Annotated in this window: 15 protein-coding genes and 2 tRNA genes; 4 read left to right on the top strand and 13 right to left on the bottom strand. The window is 49.9% G+C overall.

The window, feature by feature from the left end; all coding sequences use genetic code 11:
* Positions 1–6: 6 nt before the first annotated feature.
* A complete protein-coding gene (locus C510_RS0103435; RefSeq protein ID WP_018709942.1) occupies positions 7–1,440 on the bottom strand; it encodes a BACON domain-containing protein in 1,434 nt (477 codons plus the stop codon).
* A 101-nt stretch (positions 1,441–1,541) separates the two neighbouring features.
* A complete protein-coding gene (locus tag C510_RS0103430) occupies positions 1,542–3,044 on the bottom strand; it encodes a helix-turn-helix domain-containing protein (protein WP_018709941.1) in 1,503 nt (500 codons plus the stop codon).
* Positions 3,045–3,525: 481 nt separating this feature from the next.
* On the opposite strand from C510_RS0103430, the gene C510_RS0103420 reads away from it, so the two are divergent.
* Positions 3,526–4,284 carry an RNA methyltransferase gene (locus C510_RS0103420; protein WP_018709939.1) on the top strand — a complete coding sequence of 253 codons (759 nt, stop codon included), beginning with the start codon at positions 3,526–3,528 and terminating at the stop codon, positions 4,282–4,284.
* Positions 4,285–4,291: 7 nt separating this feature from the next.
* Here the strand turns inward: C510_RS0103420 and C510_RS0103415 are convergent, their stop codons facing one another.
* From C510_RS0103415 to ileS, 5 genes are all read right to left on the bottom strand, one after another.
* Positions 4,292–4,627: a hypothetical protein gene (locus tag C510_RS0103415; RefSeq protein WP_022340754.1), complete on the bottom strand. Its 336-nt coding sequence runs from the start codon at positions 4,625–4,627 to the stop codon at positions 4,292–4,294.
* A 33-nt stretch (positions 4,628–4,660) separates the two neighbouring features.
* Positions 4,661–5,548: a DUF4296 domain-containing protein gene (locus C510_RS16070; protein WP_235302602.1), complete on the bottom strand. Its 888-nt coding sequence runs from the start codon at positions 5,546–5,548 to the stop codon at positions 4,661–4,663.
* An 8-nt stretch (positions 5,549–5,556) separates the two neighbouring features.
* Entirely contained in the window at positions 5,557–6,219 is a 663-nt protein-coding gene (locus C510_RS0103405; protein WP_018709936.1) for a lipoprotein signal peptidase, read from the bottom strand.
* A gap of 218 nt (positions 6,220–6,437) precedes the next feature.
* Positions 6,438–6,815 carry a TraR/DksA family transcriptional regulator gene (locus tag C510_RS0103395; protein ID WP_018709934.1) on the bottom strand — a complete coding sequence of 126 codons (378 nt, stop codon included), beginning with the start codon at positions 6,813–6,815 and terminating at the stop codon, positions 6,438–6,440.
* Between the two features lie 72 nt (positions 6,816–6,887).
* Positions 6,888–10,376: an isoleucine--tRNA ligase gene (ileS, locus tag C510_RS0103390; protein WP_018709933.1), complete on the bottom strand. Its 3,489-nt coding sequence runs from the start codon at positions 10,374–10,376 to the stop codon at positions 6,888–6,890.
* Between the two features lie 347 nt (positions 10,377–10,723).
* On the opposite strand from ileS, the gene C510_RS0103385 reads away from it, so the two are divergent.
* The 3 genes from C510_RS0103385 (at position 10,724) to C510_RS0103375 (ending at position 12,300) form a co-directional block, all read left to right on the top strand.
* Positions 10,724–12,028, top strand: a complete 1,305-nt coding sequence (locus C510_RS0103385; RefSeq protein WP_040365902.1) for a Na+/H+ antiporter NhaC family protein — start codon at positions 10,724–10,726, stop codon at positions 12,026–12,028.
* Between the two features lie 97 nt (positions 12,029–12,125).
* Positions 12,126–12,199: transfer RNA gene (locus C510_RS0103380), tRNA-Arg, on the top strand.
* 27 nt (positions 12,200–12,226) lie between these two features.
* A tRNA-Arg gene (locus C510_RS0103375) sits at positions 12,227–12,300 on the top strand.
* Between the two features lie 346 nt (positions 12,301–12,646).
* Here C510_RS0103375 and C510_RS0103370 read toward each other — a convergent pair.
* The 6 genes from C510_RS0103370 to fucI form a co-directional block, all read right to left on the bottom strand.
* Positions 12,647–16,666 carry a glycoside hydrolase family 2 TIM barrel-domain containing protein gene (locus tag C510_RS0103370; RefSeq protein ID WP_025892163.1) on the bottom strand — a complete coding sequence of 1,340 codons (4,020 nt, stop codon included), beginning with the start codon at positions 16,664–16,666 and terminating at the stop codon, positions 12,647–12,649.
* Between the two features lie 153 nt (positions 16,667–16,819).
* Positions 16,820–18,121: an L-fucose:H+ symporter permease gene (gene fucP / locus C510_RS0103365; RefSeq protein ID WP_018709930.1), complete on the bottom strand. Its 1,302-nt coding sequence runs from the start codon at positions 18,119–18,121 to the stop codon at positions 16,820–16,822.
* A 34-nt stretch (positions 18,122–18,155) separates the two neighbouring features.
* Positions 18,156–19,514: a rhamnulokinase gene (locus C510_RS0103360; RefSeq protein ID WP_018709929.1), complete on the bottom strand. Its 1,359-nt coding sequence runs from the start codon at positions 19,512–19,514 to the stop codon at positions 18,156–18,158.
* Positions 19,511–20,149: a class II aldolase/adducin family protein gene (locus C510_RS0103355; protein WP_018709928.1), complete on the bottom strand. Its 639-nt coding sequence runs from the start codon at positions 20,147–20,149 to the stop codon at positions 19,511–19,513. Before C510_RS0103355 ends, C510_RS0103360 begins: the two co-directional genes overlap by 4 nt.
* The gene (gene fucO, locus C510_RS0103350; RefSeq protein WP_018709927.1) at positions 20,146–21,300 is read right to left on the bottom strand and encodes a lactaldehyde reductase; all 1,155 of its coding nucleotides are present in this window, start codon (positions 21,298–21,300) and stop codon (positions 20,146–20,148) included. Before fucO ends, C510_RS0103355 begins: the two co-directional genes overlap by 4 nt.
* 81 nt (positions 21,301–21,381) lie before the next feature.
* Positions 21,382–23,154 carry an L-fucose isomerase gene (gene fucI, locus C510_RS0103345; protein WP_018709926.1) on the bottom strand — a complete coding sequence of 591 codons (1,773 nt, stop codon included), beginning with the start codon at positions 23,152–23,154 and terminating at the stop codon, positions 21,382–21,384.
* Positions 23,155–23,330: the final 176 nt, after the last annotated feature.

Raw genomic sequence — 23,330 nt, 5'->3', positions numbered from 1 at the left:
ATCTGATTATAACTGTGGAATCATTTTTATCAGTTCACCTTCATGCTCGATGGTGATTTCATGTCCGTTATCGTCTACAGCTTGAATAACAAAAGAGTATCTGTCATTTTCCAAGTGCTTGACAGTAATTTTACCGGTTGTCATCGGAGCAAATTTCTCACCGTCTTCACTGACCAGTTCCCAGTAGCAGCCACCCTTGCCAATCCATGGGTCATAGCTTCCTGCCATAGCCGTATAAGGCTCGTTCTCCTGCAATGCGGTTTCCGGCTGGAAAAGAACATATTCCTGTGCCGGCAACTTATCGGTACCGTCGCTCGTAGCCGAATAGAGTGTCAGTCCTACGTGATGTCCGAATCCGCCGATAGTACCATCCGGAAGTGCTTCCATGTTCTTGTCAATAAACTGGATGTCCCACTGGGTTATCTCCGGGTTTGTAAGAGGATAACAGCCGGCAAGCAGTGCTTGTCCAAAGACATCTTTTCCTACAGTCAGGTTTTCAGTCAGGTCGGTCACATAAGGAGCTTTTCCCAAATTGCTAAGCTTCAATTCTCCGGCATATTCATAAACAACTTCGGTACCGTCCTGAAGTATCAGTTCAATGTGTATTTCATAGTTGGAAGTACCGTCATAAGTCAAGTCAATTTTACCGTCTACAATCTCAATGAATTCAGTTTCAGTGATACCGTTCTTGTTGATGGTTCGGTTTTCGATATAAGAACCGTCCGGCCAGGAGTTACCCATGACGCGTACACTGGTCACAAAGTTCATCGGAGCCAGTTGAGACAAATCACTGCAAGCCGTATAAGTACCCGATTTGATGCAAGGATTGAAGAAATCATCCGAGTGCTCATTGAACAAGTGCAACAGGAGGTGATTACCCGATGTAAAGCTTCCTGACCAGTATCCGGTCTTACCGAATTCTACAAAACTGAGTTCTACATCAGTCTCTTCCGTATACAGTTCAATCAGGAATTCATCGTTGTCGTTGGTATTGAACAGATAATTGGGAGTATAATAAGTGATAGCGCCTACATTTTTCAGTTGAATGGGTTCCGGTTTAAGAGGTTCGCCCGCACCCTGTGTAACGGTGATATATACTTCATCCACATTGCTCTCAGAGTTGGTAGGCATAATCATGATGCGAGAGGAACGTTCAACAGTTTCAGTATTGTCTGCCACCTTTACGGTTACCTGATTATCGCTGGATTCAATGGAGAGCCAGTCGGCAGTAACGTCTTCCTTCATGGCAGACCATGTTACGTTTTCACTTTCTACAGTAATGACTTGCGCTTCCGCGTCTTTAGGAGCGAAGGTCAAAGAAGTAGGAGTTGCCTTCAAAGAATACTCCAACAACGTAATTTCTTCTTCATTATTATTGTCGCAGGACGCGAAAAACATAGCAAACAGAGCTATGGTCAAAAATAATACATTCTTTTTCATGACGTTTTCATTTAAGTTTCGATGACGAAAATAGTCACTAATCCTAAAGAATGTATCCCGGATCCCTATCCACATTTTACAAATTGTAGAATATGGATAATTTAGTCGGATGAATGCCTTTCCAGACACTCTTGACGAATGTTTTCTCTCCATTTCTGAGGCGTCTGACCGGTTGTAGCCTGGAAAAGTTTGTAGAAGGTAGTAGGTGATTTGAAGCCTACATCAGCAAGTACCGCTTTAAGCAGAATGTCATTTTCCGGACCGGAAAGCAGTTCAATAGCCTCCTGGATACGGTAAGAGTTGACATAATAACTGAAGGACAATCCCGTCTGTTGTTTGATGGAAGCAGACAAATAAGTTCGGTTGGTACCAATCAGCTCAGCAGCCTTTTCAAGCGTCAGTCCGGCATCCCGGTAAATCCGTTCCTCCTTCATTTTCTTGTCGATATTCTCAAACAATCCATTTGCATTCCCCAAATTCTGTACGGTACGGGCGGTCGGCTCCGACTTCAACTCCTTATGCTGCGTCTGCTTCCGCTCTGCCAGCACCTCTGAATAAAGTTTAAACAAGGTGAAATAAGAAGCCCGTTTCTGCAAATACAAAACAACCAGGAAAATCAGAACCACCAGCAGTAGCAAGGTAACCGATAAAATCAGACTGAATTTTCGGTTCTGCTGCGCAATCTGTTGTTCATTCTTCGCTATGATTTTCTCTTTGACAGCCGTCTCATATTTGATTCGCAGTTCGGTAATTTCTTTCTTCTGTCTTCTTTTAACCGCGCTATCAGCCTCCTGTATGTACTTTTCCATATAATTTACAGACTCTGCATACCGTTTCTGCCGCTGATACAACTTGTAGAGTCCGGCATAAAATTCCTTGCGATTCCAGTCTGTCTGAACCGAATCTGCTAACGCAAGGCCTTGCTTGTACAATTGTTCCGCCCTAGCCTCTTCATGCACATCGCTGAGAAACTGTGCATAAGAAAGGTATACCAGCAAGGTGGACGAAGAGGTCTTTTTACTCGAATGCTTCAAGGCTTGTTCATAGTAATAGCCGGCACAGTCGTTCAGCCCCATGCGATGAAATGTCTTGGCATAATCCGCATAAACGGTAGACGCATCCATGTAACCCTCCGGCATATTGGCTATGGATATTTCAATGTATGATTTTGCCCGGGCATAATCTCCCAAATAGTTAAACCGCCAGGCACAAATCTGAGCCGTATTGAACAGCAGCTTACTGTCTTTCAGCTCCACGGCCTTGGCATACAAGTCTTCAGCCCCCTCGTAAGCGAAACTCTCCTGAAGCATGGTATTGAGAATGACATGGTTCAAGCCGAAGATAACAGACTGCCGGATGTCCCCCCGGGAATCGGCAAGTTCCAGTGCTTCGGACACATACGTCAGCGCTTTGTGGTAATCCACAGAGTCATAGACATAATACAGCACCTGTGCATTGGAATAAGTATAAAAGCCTTCGATATACAGTTCTGAATTCCGTTCTTCCGGTAGAATATCCGCATGAACAGCCGCTGCACTGTCCAGGTACTCTTTAGCTTTTTCGGACCAGTCTGTCTTGATATAGCTCTGAGCGGCATGAGACAAGCAAAAAACTGCAACGACGGATTTTTCGGGGTCGAGGGTTCACGCAATACTTCATTCGCATAGTCAATGGTTCCCTGAAAATCGGCCATGCCTATCAGACTGTTCATCTTTCTTGTTATCTCTTCCTGTGCCCGTAAGCAGGTAAAACAAGCAGAAAGAGAAAATAACAGGATTACCCAAAATGTTCTTCGTATGTTGTAGTTTATCTGTATCATCGTCGTGTAAGTTCTATCAGTGCCAAGCCTCCTCTATCTGCCACGCAGCTGTATTATGAGTCTGGAGCCATGAAGGAAAGCCATGTTCTCACGTTTCCGGAACAAAAATATAAAGAATATTCTTTTCTTGCCATCACCCGTCCTTGAAAATGCGAACGGACACAAGATTGCAGCCTTTCTTGACCATCGTCTCAAAAAGAATGCCTATCTTTGTAAACTAAACCCCCAATTAATTACATACCGTACGAATCTGTTTTTCCATATCTATGACACTGAGTAAAAACAAAATCAAATACATCCGTTCACTGGAACTGAAGAAATTCAGAAAAGAAGAAAAGGTATTTCTGGCGGAAGGCCCCAAACTGGTCGGCGATTTGCTGGGACATTTTGCGTGTCAACTGTTGGTAGCCCTCCCCTCGTGGTTGGCTGCCCACCCCGAAGCGCACGCAGAAGAAACGATTGAAGCGACCGAAGAAGAACTGACCCGTGCCAGCCTGCTGAAACATCCGCAGGAAGTACTGGCTGTCTTCCGGATTCCGGAATACCCTACAGATACGGACCTACCGGCACAGACACTCTGTCTGGCACTGGACGATGTACAGGACCCCGGAAATCTGGGGACCATTGTGCGTATAGCTGACTGGTTCGGTATTCATGACATCTTCTGCTCCGCAGGGACAGCCGATGTCTATAACCCGAAATGTGTACAGGCCACCATGGGAGCCTTGGCACGGGTACGCCTCCATTACTGCCCGTTGGCCGATTTTCTGAGTTCGCTTGATAAAGACATTCCTGTATTCGGAACTTTCCTGGACGGCGAGAATCTATATTCCCAGGAATTGGCCGACCGGGGAATCATTGTCATGGGAAATGAAGGAAACGGAATCAGCAGCGAAATCCGCCAACGAATCAACCGGCGGATACTCATCCCGAACTATCCTGCCGGATGCGAAACCAGCGAATCATTGAATGTAGCGGTAGCTACTGCCGTTGTCTGCGCCGAATTCCGCCGCAGGATGCAGTAATAAGCTGTCAGACACGAGTCATGCGGCTGGCAGCTCCGAAACAGCTGTCAGCCAGGCGGAAACCAACGACATAGAAGGCATACTCCCGGGCCTCATCCTCCCCTTCCGGCACATTCATCCGTCGGGTATAAGCCTGAAAATCTTCTTCTGCCTCCGGAAGTAAAGGAAGAACGGGAGATACAATCATCAGTCCGCCCCACCACTCCGTATTCCGGATTTCTTCCACCAGCGGATACACCCGCTCCACACAGTGTGTCGCAGCATCCACCTCTACGACCTGCATGTCGCGGCAACTACGTTCACGCACATTCCAAACCCGGTGTACAGCTATCCGCCTAATCATTTTCCTGAATCCGTTTGGTATTTATCCGATTCCTTATCTTTTCACCGGCTTCAGGTCCTTCACCCGTTTCAAACGCTTGGAGACCGAATCCAGTGCGACGGTATCCGCTTTGGCAGAATCCGCCTTCAAGGAATCATTCTTCTGCACAGCCAACGAATCGGCAGCTTCCTCTTTCACATGATAACGGTACAAGTGGATATCGCTCGCCAATACATGTCCGTGCTGCTCCGGTTCGGTAGGTTCGTAATAGATAAATCCGATAATCTCCTTGAACTCAAAGGCCGAATCCGGCTTGAAATATAGTCTCTGTTTACCAGGACGTACTACACGGGTAAGACCTTGCAGACTGTCATTCTTGAAGATGAGGTTCAATCCCATGACAGCCTTTCCGGCATTTTGAGCAGGCATAAAGTTGAAATCAGCTTCGAGCACCAATATGTCTTTCGGACGGAATGTCGTATCCGCCTTGAAATTGAAGACAGCCTTATTGGTCAACGGAGAATTTGTCAGCCAATAGATGGAACGGTCGCGCCAGATATCCACCGTATCGCCGGACTGTGAAACGCTGATTTGTCCGCTCTGGCGGTCCACCTGCTTCCGGGCAAGCTTTTCGGCCGCTTCGTAACGTTTCTGCAGGTTCTCGTAAATCTGCGACAACTCCTCCGTATGGCGGGTATACCAGACCATCGACGAATCGAATTCCGCCTCCGTCACCTGGTGTTTCTGGAAGACATAATCGTAATACGCTTTCCGCTTCTTGGTCTCAGAGCCGGAAAGATTATTTCCTAAGGTACTGGCCAGATGATAATCATACAGCAGATTCTCCATCGCCTCAGGCTGGATGATGTCACTCGGGATCTTCTTTCCACAGGCGAACATTCCTCCTGCCAGTAAAACCAGTGTCAGATACGGATATTTCATAAGGCGTTTCATGATTGCTTTTTGTCTGTGTCCGAAGAATCCTGTACATGTGCTCCCCCGTTCAGATACCGGCTGTAAAACAGAAGCAGGGCAATGATACCGCAGCTGATGGAAGCATCGGCAAAGTTGAAGATAGGACTGAAGAAGATGAAATGGTCTCCGCCCACCAGCGGCATCCAGTCAGGCCAATAGGTATCGATGATGGGGAAATAGAACATGTCCACCACTTTTCCGTGCAGCAGCGTTTCATATCCTTCGCCCCAAGGGACCCATTTCGCGACAGACATCGGGGTACTGGCACTGAAGACTTCGCCGTAGAATACACAGTCGATGATATTTCCGATGGCACCTGCCAGAATCAGTGACAGACAGACGATGAAACCGTTCTTCACCCGTTCTGCCGCCGGACGTCGCACCAGTTTGACCAGATACCACGTAATCAGGATAACAGCGGCAATCCGGAACAAGGTAAGAAACAGTTTGGCAAAAATCTCCATACCGAAAGCCATCCCGTTATTTTCTGTGAAATAGATATAGAACCAGTCGGTTATACGGATACTTTCATGCAGATACATGCTGGTCTTGACACTGATTTTGATAATCTGGTCGATTACAAGTACCGTTGCCACAATCAGTGCGGCCAACGGACCTTGAGAGAGATATTTGTTCATAACTGTTTCCTGATAATACGATTACTTTTTACTGTTAAAACCATAGAAGAGACTTTCTGTTCCTTCTATCTAAAATGCTTATTCTTCTGTCCAAAAAACAGAAGGGGCTGATCCAGGTTTCCATCGACTTGTTTCCAAGTATGGAAGGAAACGAATCTCTGAATCTGAAACAGCCTCTTCATTTTCAAAAGAGCCCTGTCTGCACAGGCAACCTCTTTTTATTTCTTTCCTTGTTTGGCCTCAATGCTCAATGTAGCATGAGGTACGGCACGTAAACGCTCAGCCGGAATCAGTTTTCCTGTTTCACGACAGATACCATAGGTCTTGTTTTCGATACGTACCAAAGCGGCCTGCAGATTCTGAATGAACTTCAACTGACGGGCAGCCAGACGAGTCGTTTCTTCTTTGGACAAGGTATTCGCACCTTCTTCCAAAACCTTGTATGTAGGCGATGTATCGTCTGTATCATTCCCATCTGTGTTCATGATACTGCTTTTCAGTTTCTCATAGTCGCGTTCAGCAAGCTGAAGCTTCTCCATAATAATGGCGCGAAACTCCTCGAGTTCAGCGTCGGAGTATCTTGTCTTTTCAGCCATAGTGTTAAAGGTTTTAAAAGTTATAAATAAAAAGTAGTATCCATCCGGAAAATTCCGGATGGATGGGTCACATTACAATTTGGTTACTTGGATAAACAGTGAGAAGTCATCGAAATTGAGTTCCGTGCCTTCTACCGGTCCATCCGACAATACCAGCGAGTTAGCCAGTACCTGGTTGCAAATATAAGTATTATATTCATTTACCGCTTCGTCTGTGTTCGGATTTTTCGACAAAACGATAGCAATCTTATCGGTAATTTCGAATCCGCTGCTCTTCCGGATGTTCTGGATACGGTTGACCAGTTCACGGGCAATACCTTCCCGACGCAGTTCTTCGGTTACAGTAACTTCCAGAGCTACAGTCAGTTTACCTTCGTTGGCAACCAGCCATCCCGGAATATCTTCGCTGAAGATTTCCACATCTGCGGCTTCCACAACAGCCGGTGTACCGTTCAAGTCGAAAGTATAGCTTCCATTCTTTTCCAGTTCGGCTATCGCTTCCTGCGACATCTCGGCTACAGCAGCGGCTACGGCCTTCATCTGTTTGCCGAATTTCGGGCCCAGCTTCTTGAAGTCGCATTTCACCTTCTTCACCAGGATACCGGATGCGCCGTCCACCAGTTTGATTTCCTTCACGTTCACCTCGCTGCGGATCAGGTCTTCTACCGCTTCGATGTAACGCTTCTGTTCTTCATCCACTACCGGAATCATGATACACAACAGCGGCTGACGTACTTTGATATTGACTTTACGACGCAATGCCAATACCATAGAAGTAACATCCTGTGCCATCTGCTGACGAGCTTCCAGTTCCTTGTTGATGAGTGTCTCATCAGCAACCGGGAAGTCGGCCAGATGAACTGATACCACGTTGTCACGGCCGGTTACCTGAATCAGGTCCATGTACAGACGGTCCGCATAGAACGGAGCAATCGGAGCCATCAGTTTGGCAACGGTTTCCAGGCAGGTGTACAATGTCTGGTATGCTGACAGCTTATCGGTTGACATCGCGCTACCCCAGAAACGTTTACGGTTCAGACGAACGTACCAGTTACTCAGGTTATCGTTCACGAAGTCAGTAATCAAACGACCGGCCTTTGTCGGTTCATAATCGTTGTAGCAGGCATCCACTTCCTTAATCAGGGAATTGAGCAGCGACAGAATCCAGCGGTCAATTTCCGGACGTTCCGTCATCGGGACATCCGGTTCCGCATAAGTAAATCCGTCTACATTCGCATACAGGGCGAAGAACGAATACGTATTATATAAAGTACCGAAGAATTTACGGCGTACCTCGTCTACTCCATCGACATCGAACTTCAGGTTATCCCACGGCGATGAATTGGTAATCATGTACCAGCGCAACGGGTCGGAGCCGTATTTTTCGATGGTACCGAACGGGTCAACGGCGTTGCCCAGACGTTTGGACATCTTGTTACCGTTCTTGTCGAGTACCAGACCGTTTGAAATCACGTTCTTGTAAGCCACGCTGTCGAACACCATTGTAGCGATAGCATGCAGGGTAAAGAACCATCCACGGGTCTGGTCCACACCTTCGGCGATGAAATCGGCCGGATAGTATGAGCGGTTATCTACAATTTCCTTGTTTTCGAACGGATAGTGAAGCTGTGCATACGGCATGGCACCCGAATCGAACCATACGTCAATCAGATCGCTTTCACGTTTCATCGGCTGACCGCTGGCAGACACCAATACGATGTCGTCCACGTACGGACGATGCAAGTCAATCTTGTCGTAGTTTGCTTTCTGGTAGTCGCCCGGCACAAAGCCCAGTTTCTTATATGGGTTTTCGGTCATGAATCCGGCAGCTACCGATTTCTCGATTTCATTATACAGTTCTTCTACCGAACCGATGCAGATTTCCTCACCGGCCTCACTGCGCCAGATAGGAAGCGGAGTACCCCAGTAGCGTGAACGGCTCAGGTTCCAGTCGTTCAGGTTCTCCAGCCATTTGCCGAAACGGCCTGTTCCGGTAGATTCCGGTTTCCAGTTGATGGTCTTGTTCAGTTCCATCATGCGTTCCTTGGCGGCAGTCGAGCGGATAAACCAACTGTCCAACGGATAATAGAGCACCGGTTTATCGGTACGCCAGCAGTGCGGATAGTTGTGTACATGCTTTTCCATCTTGAAGGCCAGACCAGCCTGCTTCATCATCATACAGATGTATACGTCAAGCGATTCGGCAGCCTGAGCGGCTTTCTCGTCGTACTTGCCGTCTACAGTAAACTGCGGGTCGTAAGCGTTCTTCACCCAGCGTCCCTGATACTCCTTGTAGGCATCGACATCGATACATTCCTTCACGAAGTTCTCGTCCAGTTCGTCCATCAGATAGAACTTACCGGTCAGGTCGACCATCGGACGAGTCTCACCCTTCTTGTTAATCATGAACAGCGAAGGGATACCAGCCGCACGTGCCACATTCGCATCGTCGGCACCGAAGGTCGGAGCGATGTGTACGATACCTGTACCGTCTTCTGTCGTTACATAATCACCCGGAATCACGCGGAAAGCCTTGGCAGAAGCCTCTTTCCAGTTTCCGTCTTCGTCCAGTTCCACCGGTTTCACCCACGGGATGAGCTGTTCATACTCCATACCTACCAGGTCTGTACCCTTGTACTCGCCAACTACCTTGAACGGAATCAGCTTGTCGCCCGGTTTGTAGTCTTCCAGCGCGATGCCTTCCGCCTTCTTGTTGAAGTGCATGTAAAGCAACGGTTTGGCCAGAACGACCGTCATCTTATCGCCCGTATATCCGTTATAAGTCTGTACGGCTACGTAATCAATCTTCGGACCGACACAAAGCGCGGTATTTGATGGCAATGTCCACGGTGTAGTGGTCCATGCCAGGAAGTAAGGTGTACCCCACTGCGCCATTTCCGGTTTCGGGTTCTTCATCTTGAACTGTCCCACCACGGTCAGGTCCTTCACATCACGGTAACATCCCGGCTGGTTCAATTCGTGCGAACTCAAGCCTGTACCGGCAGCCGGTGAATACGGCTGGATTGTATATCCTTTATACAAGAGACCTTTCTGGTACAACTGCTTCAGCAGCCACCACAAGGTTTCGATGTAACGGTTATCGTAGGTGATGTACGGATTATCCAGGTCCACCCAATAGCCCATCTTATGGGTCAGGTCGGTCCATTCTTTGGTGAATTTCATCACATCCGTACGGCAATGTCTGTTATAATCGGCTACAGAAATGGTTTTACCGATATCCTCTTTGGTAATTCCCAGCGCCTTTTCTACGCCCAGCTCTACCGGCAGACCGTGTGTATCCCATCCGGCTTTACGTTTTACCTGATAACCTTTCATGGTCTTGAAACGGCAGAACGTATCCTTGATGGTACGGGCCATGACGTGATGAATACCCGGCATACCGTTGGCTGAGGGAGGTCCTTCATAAAACACGAATGAAGGATGCCCTTCCCGTTCTGTCATACTCCGGGAGAAAACATCGTTCTCGTCCCATTTCTTCAGTACTTCCTTATTGACATCAGAAAGGTTAAGTTGTGAATATTCAGTAAATTTCTTACTCATAATTATGTTATTTTTATTTCAATAGCTTGCCTAGAGGAACAACTGTCCTAAAATTAGGGTGCAAATTTACAAGAAAATTAAATACACTAAAAACATTTCAGGCGATTATTCCGCCTGCTTTAATTTTTATTAGGCTAAGAAACCTCCAGCATTTTATCTTCCACGACGGAGAAAAAGCCGGTCTTTACCTGCCCGAAAGCGAAGCGGCAACCTACCCGGCAATGCCATACGGCTCCCGAAGAGCCGGAGAAAAGCCTGATATATCAGGACCTCCAGAAAAATTAAAGGGCTTCTTACTCTTCTGTCAAAAATCTGACGTATCTTTGCAGCCGCAAATCGATAACGACATGAATCTGAACAAACTGACCCCTATCACCAAGCAACCTAACGGATGGGCGCTTTCCCCCTTGGCGGTATTCCTCTGCCTGTATCTGGTTACCTCTATCCTGGTGAACGATTTCTATAAGGTTCCCATTACGGTTGCCTTCCTGGTATCTTCCATCTATGCCGTATGTATCACCAAGGGGTTGAGCCTGAACGACCGTATCCTACAATTCTCGGCAGGAGCCGCCAACAAGAACATCATGCTGATGATCTGGATATTCATCCTGGCAGGTGCCTTCGCCCAATCGGCCAAAGCGATGGGTGCCATCGACGCGACCGTCAACCTGACACTGCTGCTGTTACCCGACAGCCTGTTGCTAGCAGGTATCTTTCTGGCCTCCTGCTTCATCTCCCTGTCTATCGGGACATCGGTAGGAACCATTGTCGCATTGGCGCCGGTAGCTGCCGGAATTGCCGAGAAGACCGAGCTCAGCCTGCCTTTCATGACAGCCCTGGTCATCGGCGGAGCGTTTTTCGGCGATAACCTCTCTTTCATTTCGGATACCACGATTGCCGCTACCCGTACCCAAGGCTGCGTCATGCGCGATAAATTCCGTGCCAACATCGCCATCGCCTTGCCTGCCGCGCTGCTGGTGTTCGGCTATTACGTCTTTTACGGCAGCCAGGTTACCGTCGTCCACGAAGCAGGACCCGTAGCCTGGGCCAAGGTTATCCCCTACCTCGTCGTACTGGGAACAGCCATTGCCGGAATCAACGTTACGCTGGTCCTGCTGTTGGGACTTTTATCCACCGGTATCATCGGTATATGGTACGGAAGTTTCGATGTCTTCGGATGGTTCAGTTCCATGGGGACCGGTATCACCGGCATGGGAGAACTCATCATCATCACCCTGATGGCCGGAGGCATGCTGGAACTGATACGTTTCAACGGAGGAGTGGCATACATCATCCAGGCTCTGACCCAACGGGTAAAAAGCAAACGGGGAGCCGAGCTGAGCATTGCCGCCTTGGTGAGCCTGGCCAATTTCTGTACTGCCAACAACACCATCGCCATCATCACCGTAGGCCCGTTGGCCAGCGACATCGCAGACAAATTCGGAGTCGACAAGCGAAAAAGCGCCAGCATTCTGGATACGTTCTCCTGTGTGGTGCAAGGTATCATCCCATACGGTGCGCAGATGCTGATTGCAGCCGAGCTGACGCAACTTTCTCCACTGAATATCATCGGCTACCTGTATTACCCGATGGCGTTGGGGATTGTTGCCCTACTCAGTATTTTTCTCCGGTATCCCCGGCGTTATTCCTGAGACTGGAAAAGCTTCCCGCATTCCAGGAAGAACAAAAAGCAACGGAAAATTTGCATATTTCAAATAAACTTACTACCTTTGCCGCGCAATTAAGGATGGTTCCGTAGCTCAGCTGGATAGAGCAACGCCCTTCTAAGGCGTGGGTCCTGCGTTCGAATCGCAGCGGAATCACTGAAAGCTTTACATTCACACAAGGATGGTTCGGTAGCTCAGCTGGATAGAGCAACAGCCTTCTAAGCTGTGGGTCCCGAGTTCGAATCTCGGCCGAATCACACGAAAGGAAGTTGATAATATACGGATAACCGGTATTTATCAACTTCCTTTTTTTATTAGGCATAAAAAGAATTCCCACCCAAAGCACAGCCATTCATTCGTCAGCATGTTCAATCCAATCACTTCACCGAACGACCTGACGTTAGGAAAACACAGGCAATCAATAAAGTCCCATTATTGGTTTCATACTTTCACAAGCCACACAACGAGCTGTAGGCCAGTCCTTTCCCGTGAAAGATGAAGTTTCACCGTGAAAGATAAGCCCCTCAAAAAAATCGCTACAACCTCCTTTTACAGAAGGCTGTAGCGATTCCTGTTATTGGGAGAATCAGGCAGAGAACCCGATTAATCTACCAGTACGCCCAGTTCGGCTCCGGACGCGAAGTCCTGACCGTTCTGCGAACTCAGTGCCGTGAAGCGTACATAGCGGGCCTTGACAGGCTTATCCAGCAGGATACGTTTCCGCTCCAGGTTATTTTCAAAGGCACCCGAAGCCACCGGTTCACTCCAGGTCTTACCGTCATCGCTCACCTGGAACTTATATTCCTTGATGTTTCCGTTCGGGCTGTTCTGGCGAGGCAGGTATGTGAAACCTTTGATTTCTTTCGCCTCACCGCAATCCAAATCTACCCAATGCGGATATTTGGCCACAGTCACCGAGTACATGGTATGCCAGATGGTGTTCGGGTCGTCGTCCACCAGATTCGAAGCTTCTCCACCGTCGCTCTCCTGACTGCTGGCGTAGATTACCTCCAAGGGCACTGTCTCAATCTTGGCGAAATCGCGGGTAGTCTTCAGCTTGTCGTTATCCTTGTACCATACTGTCAGGGTTCCTCCGTTACGCAAGTCAAAAGGTTCAGTATACGTTACCGCCTTCTTACTCTGGCCCAGGCTGTAGCAGATGACTGCCCCCGGCTTTCCGGAAACCAATGCCACCTTGCCGGTTACATTCCGGGAGATGCTTATCGGCATTTCGCCGCCGGCCGAAACCTTGGCACGTGCAGTCAGGTCAGTACCCTGTCCTACCGGACGGATGATGAATCCCATCGAATGGTTGCCGGCCTTGATGCGGTCCTCTTCCAGCGGGCCACCCTGGCCACAGCTGTTACCACCCAGTCCCATCATCTTCAAATCCAGATGCAGGTAATTCCCGTCCGATTCAGGCAACTGGTACGGATGCGGAGCCTGAACCATCTGCATGGCCGACCATGGCAAAGCAGATGCAGAGAAGGCAGAAGTAGAAACGAACTGTACGCCGTTACCGGCCTCATCGGTCAAGGCACACCAGCGTACATCCTCGCGGTTACCCATCGACTGCGGTTTCGGGAAGTTCACGAACTGTTCTTTCACCGTACTGTTATACAGCTGTACGAACGCGCCGTTTTTGCGGTCGTTGTAGTTGTTCTGCGGACCACGTCCATAATAAGTATAGTTTTCCAGCGCCGAAGGAGTCTTCATCACATATCCCAGACGTGCCAGGCTCAGACTTGGCTCGTTCGAGCTAAAGCTGGCCTCCAGTTCGATGGAACCGTCCGGATAGACCGTCCAAATCTGACTGGTAGTAAACTTGAAGTCGTCCGGACCGAATTCCTTACCCTTTGTAATGTTATACCTCCCTGAACTGATGCCCAGGTCACGGATGTTCGAGCCGTAAGGAGCCTGCGACTCTACGGTATAGGCCAAAACCACCGCACCGTCGGCACGGGTATAGGCAGCAGCGTCTACCGCCTTGTGCCGCAGGTTGTGCAATCCCTTGGCGAACCACTGGCGGTATGCCCAGTTATCGTTATCGGTCATGGCACGGAAAGCGTCCAGTTTCGGTCCGTTGCCTTCGGCGAATACCGGTTTACCGTTGTATGTCAGGCTATAGATGGTACCTGTCGCGTCATCGAACTTCACTTCGAAGCCCGTACCTTGCACGGTCTTCAGGTTATTTTCGGTAGTAAGGGTCAGTTTACCGTCGGCGGTCTGACCGGCTACACTCGGGAATGCAGCGGCCGCCTTCACCGGGAGCTGTTCTTCCATCTGCACATACCCTTTTGGGGCCCAAGGCATGTCCTGAGCCAGCAGGAACTGCACCTTGACGAAATATTCGCCGTCCGCCTCCAGCTTGCTGAAATCGAACGGGATGGTATAAACACTCTTCTGGCGCGGAGCGAGGATGTTCCGCGGTCCCTGGAAGGCGTTGCTTTCCTGAATCTTCTTTCCGTCCTTCCAGAGAGACCAAACCATATCGACACCGGTGAGCGGTTCGAAATAATTCTTGTTGAATACCTCTATCTGTCCTTTGGTGATGTCCACCGCCTTGACACCCACATTCTGATACACCTTCTTCACTTCGAAGAATTCCGGTTTCGGCTGATGTCCCGGGAAGAGAATACCGTTCATACAGAACATACCATCGTTCGGCTTGTCACCGAAATCGCCTCCGTAGGCCAGGTACTTCTCACCCGTCTTCGGGTCGTAGTTGTACAGCGACTGGTCCACCCAGTCCCAGATGGCCGCTCCGCAGAAGAAGTTGGTCGACTCGATAGCCTCCCAGTAGTCTTCCAGGTTACCGCCGGCATTACCCATGGAGTGCGCGTATTCCGAGATGTGGAACGGATACTTCATATCGTACGTACCCTTCACGGCCTCGCGTGTCCAGGCGATGGAAGGATACTGGTTGGAGCCCATATCCACGATGTCGTTGTTCCGTTCGTACTGTACCGGGCGGGTCGTATCATACGCCTTGATGGCATCGTAGGCAGCCACGAAATTCTTGCCCGGACCGGCCTCGTTACCCAACGACCAGATGACAATAGACGGATGGTTGACGTGCGCATGCACCAGTTCCATCACGCGGGCTACATGCGCATCCTTGAATTCCGGTACGTGTGACAGCGACGCGTCACCGTAATAATATTCATGGCTTTCCAGATTGGCCTCATCCTCCAGGTAGATGCCGTACTTGTCGCACAGGTAATACCAGTACGGGTTGCAGGAATAGTGTGAGTTACGCACGTGGTTGATGTTACCGCGCTTCATCAGCATGACTTCCATCTCCATCTGTTCCGGAGTGATGGCATTACCGGTATTCGGATTGATTTCCTGACGGTTCACGCCTTTCAGTTTCACCGGCTGGTTGTTTACATAGAAATAACGTCCCTTCAGCCCGAATTCATCGTCCTTGGCCTCCGTATCGCGGATTTCCACCTGACGGACTCCGAAATAAGTGGAAATCACATCCACGGTCCGTCCCTTCTGGTCCTTCAGTTCGGCCACCAGCGTATAGCGGTTCGGTCTTTCAGCCGACCACAGCTTGGCGTCAGCCAGTTCGAAACGGGTATCTACCGTCGTATTCTCTCCCTTGTCCAGTTCAAACTTGCCCGAAGCCACCGGTTCGCCCACCTGGCCTACAATCTCATCGGAATACAACTTGTTTTCGTAGATACGGTAAGACAAGGTATAGTTCTTGATTTTCTTTTTATCCAGATTGCGAAGCATGGCCTTGACAGATACCGAAGCTCCGTTTCCGTTCAGTTCGGTTTCTATCTTCATATCGCGTACCTGCACCTTCGAGGTGGCGGTCAGATACGTATTCCGGAAGATACCTGGCAGGCGGTACATGTCCTGTGCCTCGAGGAAGGAACCGTCCGAACTGCGGTAAACCTCTACAGCCACAGTATTCTCTCCTTTTACCAGATACTTTGAGATATCGAAGCTGGCGGTATTACGGGAGTTCTTCGAAAATCCCACATACTGTCCGTTCACCCAAAGATAGAAGAAAGAGTTCACTCCGTCGAAGTTAATGTACACCTGACGGTCTTTCCAGTCGTCGGCCACGGTGAAGGTACGGCGGTAAGATCCCACCTCGTTCCGGTATTTATAGGTAGTCCAGTCCTTGTTCGGTTCACGCATCACACCCCCTTTCCAGTCGCCTACCGCTACGGTATGCTTGAAAATAACCGGCTGGTTGCAGTAAATAGGTACTCCGTACTTGAGTGAACCGTCCTTCTGGATACCTACCACATTCCAGCAGGAAGGAACCGTTATATCGTCCCAGCCACTCACATCGAAACCGGTTTCATAAAAGCTTTTCGGACGTTCATCCGGATTCGGTGCCCAATGGAATTTCCAGGTTCCGTTCAGATTCTGCCAATAGCGGCTGTGCTGCGGAAGCACTTTGAGAGCGCTTTCCACATCGTTGAAAGAGAAGAAATAAGCGTGAGGCTGCTCTTTGTTGAGCGACAGTTTTTCCGGGGCTTCCCACTCAGTCCCCATCGGTGCAACCTCCGTGCCGTACAGGAAGCCGCCCAAGGGTTGTTGGGCAAAAGCTCCCATTGCCATAGAGCAGAAAATCAGGCTGAAAACAGTTTTTTTCATAAGAGATTCATTAGATTTAATTGAATTAGAAACAAATCAAATGGGTGTGGTTTTCACGCATAGTCAAAAACCACACCCACATCATCCGTTACAAATGTAGCAAAAATTTTCTATACAGTACAAGAACTTTCAGCCAATAGACTATAAAGTATCCTAAGACTCCCGGCGCATATTGTATCCGTAAATTACAATGACAACAAAACAAATGAACGGAAGAATAAATGACACGTTCACGGCCGGCATGCCGAACAAGGTCTTGCAGTCGATGATGAAAGCCTGCAGCGGCGGCAATACCGAACCTCCCAGAATGGCCATGATCAGACCGGCCGCACCGAATTTGGCATCATCGCCCATTCCCTTCAGGGCAATACCGTAGATGGTAGGGAACATCAGCGACATACAGGCCGATACGCCCACCAGACAATACATGCCCCAGATGCTTTCCACACAGAAGATGACACCTCCTGTAAGAATCAAGGCAACTACAGCCAACACCATCAATAGTTTACCCGGTTTCACATAACGTAGAATAAATGTACAGATGAACCGGCTCACACAGAAGATAATCATCGCCACGATGTTGTATTTCTGCGAGAGAACTTCGGCGGCCTGTTCCTCCATACCCTGCGAAGTGAACAGGTGGGTACCGTACTGGATGACGAAAGTCCAGCACATGATCTGTGCCCCTACATAGAAGAACTGGGTCAGTACCCCGTACCGGTAACGTTTCAAAGTGAAGATACGCTTCAAAGTCGGTATAAAATCAATGGAAGTGGACTGATCGGCATTCCGCGGCATCCGTGTAGCCCGGATAACCAGCAGCATGATAAAGATTACCACACCAATAACCAGATACGGAGCTATCAGTACGGACAGGTCCGAATCCCTCACCGCCTCGAATTCCGCCTGCGAAAGCTGTGCCCGTTCAGCCGTATCCATAGGGTGCAGCTTGTTCTGGATGAAGTTCATGGCCACATACATTCCCATCAGCGAACCGATGGGATTGAAGGCCTGGGCCAGATTAAGGCGCCGGGTAGCCGTTTCTTCGGTTCCCATGGAAAGGATGTACGGGTTACAGCTGGTTTCCAGGAACGAAAGCCCGCATGTCATGATGAAATAGGCCAGCAGGAACGGATGGTAGTCGCCCGTCAGTTTGGCCGGAAAAAAAGACAGGGCACCCAGTGCATACAGTCCGAGACCCAACAAGACCCCGGCCTTATACGTATATTTCCGGATAAACATGGCTGCCGGAAAAGCCATCGCGAAATAACCTCCGTAGAAGGCCACCTGTACCAGGGTACCGTCGGTCACACTCATCCGGAATATCTTCGAGAAAGCCTTGACCATCGGATTGGTGATGTCGTTGGCAAATCCCCACAAGGCAAAACATGCGGTTATCAGGATAAACGGTCCCAGGTAGCTGACTCCGTCTTTGCTTACGATAGATTCTTTCATGAATAATCAGATTTAGGTTGATGAATGAGGATTCTCAAGGACGGGCAACAAGTTGCATCTGGGCACGTATGTTGCCGATGGCAGTAGCCTCCACCGGTCCCGCAGCCACCTGCAGGCCGGTAGCCTGGGCCGTCAGCCGGTTCAGATACCTGTTCTGCGAGCCGCCTCCGATAATCTGAAGTTTCGTTACCGGACGGGGTAACAGCCGGTTCAACCCTTCGATGCCCTTCTTGTACCGTTCCGCCAGAGAGAGAAGTACACATTTCACGAATTCCCCCTGTGTCTGAGGCACCTGTTGTCCGCTTTCCCGACAATAGGAAACGATGGTATCGGCCATATTGACCGGACTGGTGAACTGTGCGTCGTCCACATCGATGACGGAAGCGAACTGTGCCTCTTCCGCGGCAGGAATCAGTACATCATAATCCGTGCATTGTCCGGCTTCCGCCCATTCGCCCATCAGCTTCTGGAGAATCCACAGGCCGGTGATGTTCTGCAGGAAACAGATTTTCCCTTCGGCTCCTCCTTCGTTCGTGAATCCGTTCACCCGGGCCTCTTCTGTCAGGATGGGAGCATCGGTCAACACTCCAAGCAGCGACCATGTACCCGAACTCAGGAAAGCGGTCACTTCACCGTTATCAGCAGACGGAACGGCATACACCGCACTGGCGGTATCGTGCGAAGCCACGGCGATGACTTCTACCTCATAGTCCAGTCCCAGTTCTTCCATCACTTCCGGTTTCAGCACTCCCCGGCTTTCTCCCGGCATCACGATGTCGCAGAAAAGATGTTCCGGCAGTCCCAGTTCACGGATGAGCGGATAATTCCACCGGCAATTCCGGATATCCATCAGTTCCGAAGTGGAAGCGATGCTGTATTCGTTATTCGCCACACCGGTCAGGAAATAGCTGAACAGATCCGGCATGAACAGCAGCTTGTCTGCGATTTCCAGCTGCGGATTTCCTTCCAGCTTCATGGCATACAGCTGGAACAGCGTATTGATGGCCATCACCTGCGTACCGGCCACGGCATAGTGTGTACGAGGGTCGATACGGCCGAACACCTGCTCCGGCATTCCGTCCGTCCGGCTGTCACGGTAACACACCGGATTTCCCACCAGATTTCCCAGCTTGTCTATCAGCCCGAAGTCCACGCCCCACGTATCGATTCCGATGCTACGGATGCGGTATCCCTTGTCTACAGCCATACGGATACCTTTCTTCATGTCCTCGAACAGCGAAAGGAAATCCCAGTAGATATGCCCGTTCATCCGCACCTGCCGGTTCTGGAAGCGGTAGATGGTTTCCAGCTGGAGCTCACCTCCGGAGGGGTAGCCGGCCATGACACGCCCGCTGCCTCCTCCGAAATCTATGGCTAGATATACTTCTTTCATTTGGTCTTCTTCCCTAACACGTAAGTTTCCAGGTCGGCAATCTCGGCCGGAGTAAGCGTATCGTACTTACCGCCGGAAAGGATGATGATACGGCAGGCCATCTCGAAGAACATCGCCCGTTCGAAAGCCTGGTCGAAATCTTTGCCGCATACCACCTGGCCGTGCTTGCGCAGCAGTACGGAGTTATGGTCCTTCATGGCCGCGATGACAGCTTCGGCCAGTTCCTTGGAACCCGGACGGTAATACGGGATAGCCGGAATTTCGGCGCCTACGTGACAAGGTACTTCAGCCGTTACATTGAAATCCTTCGGCAGTTCCAGCATACAGGCTACGGCTGTAGCGTACTGCGACTGGAAATGGAGTACTACATTCACATCCGGACGTTCTCTCAATACGCCCAGATGGAAACCGCTTTCCATCGACGGTTTCACGCCGTTCAGCACTTCGCCGGTTTCCAGTTTACAGATAGCCACCTTTTCCTTCGGCAAGGAAGGCACCCACGAGCCCGTACCTGACAAAAGGACTTCCTCACCCACGCGCCATGAAATGTTACCACTGCTGCATACAGTCAGACCTGCATCACCCACCCGGTGAGCCTGTGCAATGAATTGTTCGATATGTTCGTTCGTTATCATAATACTTTCTTATATAAATCTAAAATTATTTCTTCGGTTACTTCTCTCGGATTGCCCGGTGTACATACATCGGCATAAGCGGCTTTGGCCAGACAAGGCAGGTCTTCTTCCTTGATGCCCAACTCAGACAGATGCTGCGGGATGCCCACCCGTACTGAAAGTTCCTTTACGGCTTTTACTGCCGCATCTGCCGCTTCTTCCTTGGTCATGCCGGCTGTATAGACGTTCATGGCCTTGGCGATGTCCACATACTTGTCGAGTGCGGCAGGAGCATTGAATTCCATGATGGTAGGCAGCAGCAATGCGTTGGCTACACCGTGAGGAATATCGAAAATGGCTCCCATCGGATGAGCCATACCGTGTACCACGCCCAGCCCCACATTCGAGAAGGCCATACCGGCAATGTACTGGGCCACAGCCATACCGTTACGGGCTTCGGCATTGCTGGGTTCGTTCACTGCCGTTTCCAGGTAACGGGCTATCATCTCGATGGCCTTGATTTCGAACATGTCACTCATTTCCCAGGCACCTTTCGTGATTAGCCCTTCGATGGCATGGGTCAAGGCATCCAGTCCGGTAGCCGCAGTCAGGCTCTTCGGCAAGGTATACATCAGTTCGGCATCCACGATGGCGATGGCCGGAATGTCGTTCGGATCTACACACACCATCTTCTTATGGTTCTCCTCGTCCGTAATCACATAGTTGATGGTTACCTCGGCAGCCGTTCCGGCCGTAGTGGGCAAGGCGATGATAGGTACGGATTTCTTTTTGGTATCGGCCACCCCTTCCAGTGAAACGACATCGCTGAATTCCGGATTGTTGGTGATGATACCGATAGCCTTGGCCGTATCCATGGAAGAACCGCCGCCGATGGCGATGATGAAATCGGCTCCCGAAGCGGCGTATGCAGCCAGCCCGGCTTTCACGTTAGAGACCGTAGGGTTCGGTTTGATTTCGCTGAAAATCTCATAAGGAATACCTGCTTCACGGAGTACACACAACACTTTTTCGGCGACACCGAACTTGATCAAATCCTTGTCGGTAGCCACAAAAGCCTTCTTCAAGCCGAGTCTGGTTATTTCTTTGGGAAGCACTTCCCGGGCACCGGGTCCGAAGTACGACACTTCGTTCAAGACAAATCTGTTAATCATACGTAGTTAGAAATGAAAAAGATGCTGTCCGGGATTCGGAAAACATCCGGAGCCCGGACAGCAATCAGGGTTAATGGTTACTTATTTATAGATAGGACCGTAGTTCTGGCAGGCACGGTAGTCGGCACCTTCCTTGTCCATGCCGAAGGCATTCCAGGCAGCCGGACGGAAAATCTTGTCATCATCCACATTGTGCATACATACCGGTATACGGAGGATAGAAGCCATCGTTATCAAATCCTGACCGATGTGTCCGTAACTGATGGCACCGTGGTTGGCACCCCAGTTGTTCATCACAGAATACACATCCTTGAAGGCCGGCTTGTCACACAGGCGAGGCACGAACCAGGTAGTCGGCCAGGTGCGGTCAGTACGTTCATCCAGCAGCTTGTGGATTTCCGGATCAATCTCAACGGTCCATCCTTCGGCAATCTGCAGCACCGGACCCAAGCCCTTAATCAGGTTCAGACGACTCATGGTAACAGGCATACCACCTTTTGAAAGGAAGTTGGAAGAGAAACCTCCGCCACGGAAGTAGTCACGGTTGGCCGGATACCAGGTAGTAGCCTCCAGACATTTCTCCACTTCGGCTTCGGTAATTTCCCAAGACGGTTTCATGGTCGGATTACCCGCCTCATCAGTCTGCTGTCCGGTACCGTCAAGGGTAGTTGCACCGGAATTGATCAAGTGGATGATACCGTTGGCTGCCAGACCGGTGAGTTCCTTACCGGTAACACGTTTCACAGCTTCCGGGCTCCAGTAAGTACGTACATCCGAGAAGATCTGGGCACGGTTGGTCAGCAGATGGCCGAAGAGCATGGCCACACCGTTGCAGGCGTCGTTTTCAGTTGCCACCACGTATGCTTCGCGGATACCGTTCCAGTCGAACGATGTATTAAGCAATGCTTCGGAGTAGTCCCCGTTCGGATAGAAGTCCGTCCACTGGCGCTGTCCCTGGAAACCGGCGGCGATGGCATTGTGTCCCAAAGCCTCTTCCTTGAATCCCATTTCCTTGAGTTTCGGATTTCCCTGCATCAGGTCGCGCATGATGATGGTCATCTTCACGATGAATTCCCAGTCGGCATCCTTTTCTTCACGGGTCTTGGTCTTGGCAGGTACGTTGAAATCCTTACCCTCATTTTTCTTGCAGTATTTTTCGGTCCATGCCATTGCCTTGGCATATTCTTCCTTATCGTAGATACCTTCGGTCATGCGGCGGATGATTTCCGTCAGGTCTACCGATTCGTTACGCATGCCCAGGTATTCCTGGAAGAAGTCCGGATTGACGATGGAACCGGCAATTCCCATCGATACGCTACCCATTGACAGGTACGACTTGCCACGCATAGTAGCCACAGCCTGAGCTGCACGGGCAAAGCGCAGAATCTTTTCGGCTACATCGGCCGGAATACTGTTGTCATCCAGATCCTGTACGTCACGGCCATAGATACCGAAAGCAGGAAGCCCTTTCTGTGCATGACCGGCCAATACGGCTGCCAGGTAAACGGCTCCCGGACGCTCGGTTCCGTTGAATCCCCACACAGCCTTCGGATAATACGGGTTCATATCCATGGTCTCGGCACCGTAGCACCAGCAGGAAGTTACGGTAATGGTAGCCCCTACCCCTTCGCGTTCGAATTTCTCGGCACAGGCAGCGCTTTCTGCCACACGGCCGATGGTAGAGTCGGCAATGACACATTCCACCGGACTTCCGTCACCGTTCTTCAGATTGGAGGAAATCAGTTCGGCTACGGCTTTGGCCAGATTCATGGTCTTTTCTTCAAGACTCTCACGGACACCGCCCTGGCGTCCGTCAATGGTGGGACGAATCCCGATTTTCGGATATTTTTTCATGGTGAGATATAATTTAAAATAAAAGATTCCGGAGGCATATATCCAAAATCTTTAAATACTTCATGCTCCAAATGAACAAATTTAATTTAGCTCAACCAAAGAAAATCAAATGTTTAAAAACAGAATACCTGTCATCCGACATAAATGCGGGGATTCCACATCACGCACAAGAAAAG

Origin of the sequence: Phocaeicola barnesiae DSM 18169 = JCM 13652 (assembly GCF_000374585.1) — a bacterium.
Lineage (GTDB): Bacteria > Bacteroidota > Bacteroidia > Bacteroidales > Bacteroidaceae > Phocaeicola > Phocaeicola barnesiae.
This window is presented reverse-complemented; position numbering and strand designations above follow the sequence as displayed.

Excerpts from the sequence above, each read along its gene's own strand:
- C510_RS0103415 (WP_022340754.1), bottom strand. The coding sequence starts at position 4,627 with ATGATTAGGCGGATAGCTGTACACCGGGTTTGGAATGTGCGTGAACGT.
- fucP (WP_018709930.1), bottom strand. The coding sequence starts at position 18,121 with ATGAAAGAATCTATCGTAAGCAAAGACGGAGTCAGCTACCTGGGACCG.
- C510_RS0103405 (WP_018709936.1), bottom strand. The coding sequence starts at position 6,219 with ATGAACAAATATCTCTCTCAAGGTCCGTTGGCCGCACTGATTGTGGCA.
- C510_RS0103355 (WP_018709928.1), bottom strand. The coding sequence starts at position 20,149 with ATGATAACGAACGAACATATCGAACAATTCATTGCACAGGCTCACCGG.
- C510_RS16070 (WP_235302602.1), bottom strand. The coding sequence starts at position 5,548 with ATGAAATATCCGTATCTGACACTGGTTTTACTGGCAGGAGGAATGTTC.
- C510_RS0103435 (WP_018709942.1), bottom strand. The coding sequence starts at position 1,440 with ATGAAAAAGAATGTATTATTTTTGACCATAGCTCTGTTTGCTATGTTT.
- C510_RS0103370 (WP_025892163.1), bottom strand. The coding sequence starts at position 16,666 with ATGAAAAAAACTGTTTTCAGCCTGATTTTCTGCTCTATGGCAATGGGA.
- C510_RS0103420 (WP_018709939.1), top strand. The coding sequence starts at position 3,526 with ATGACACTGAGTAAAAACAAAATCAAATACATCCGTTCACTGGAACTG.
- C510_RS0103385 (WP_040365902.1), top strand. The coding sequence starts at position 10,724 with ATGAATCTGAACAAACTGACCCCTATCACCAAGCAACCTAACGGATGG.
- C510_RS0103360 (WP_018709929.1), bottom strand. The coding sequence starts at position 19,514 with ATGAAAGAAGTATATCTAGCCATAGATTTCGGAGGAGGCAGCGGGCGT.
- fucI (WP_018709926.1), bottom strand. The coding sequence starts at position 23,154 with ATGAAAAAATATCCGAAAATCGGGATTCGTCCCACCATTGACGGACGC.
- ileS (WP_018709933.1), bottom strand. The coding sequence starts at position 10,376 with ATGAGTAAGAAATTTACTGAATATTCACAACTTAACCTTTCTGATGTC.
- C510_RS0103395 (WP_018709934.1), bottom strand. The coding sequence starts at position 6,815 with ATGGCTGAAAAGACAAGATACTCCGACGCTGAACTCGAGGAGTTTCGC.
- fucO (WP_018709927.1), bottom strand. The coding sequence starts at position 21,300 with ATGATTAACAGATTTGTCTTGAACGAAGTGTCGTACTTCGGACCCGGT.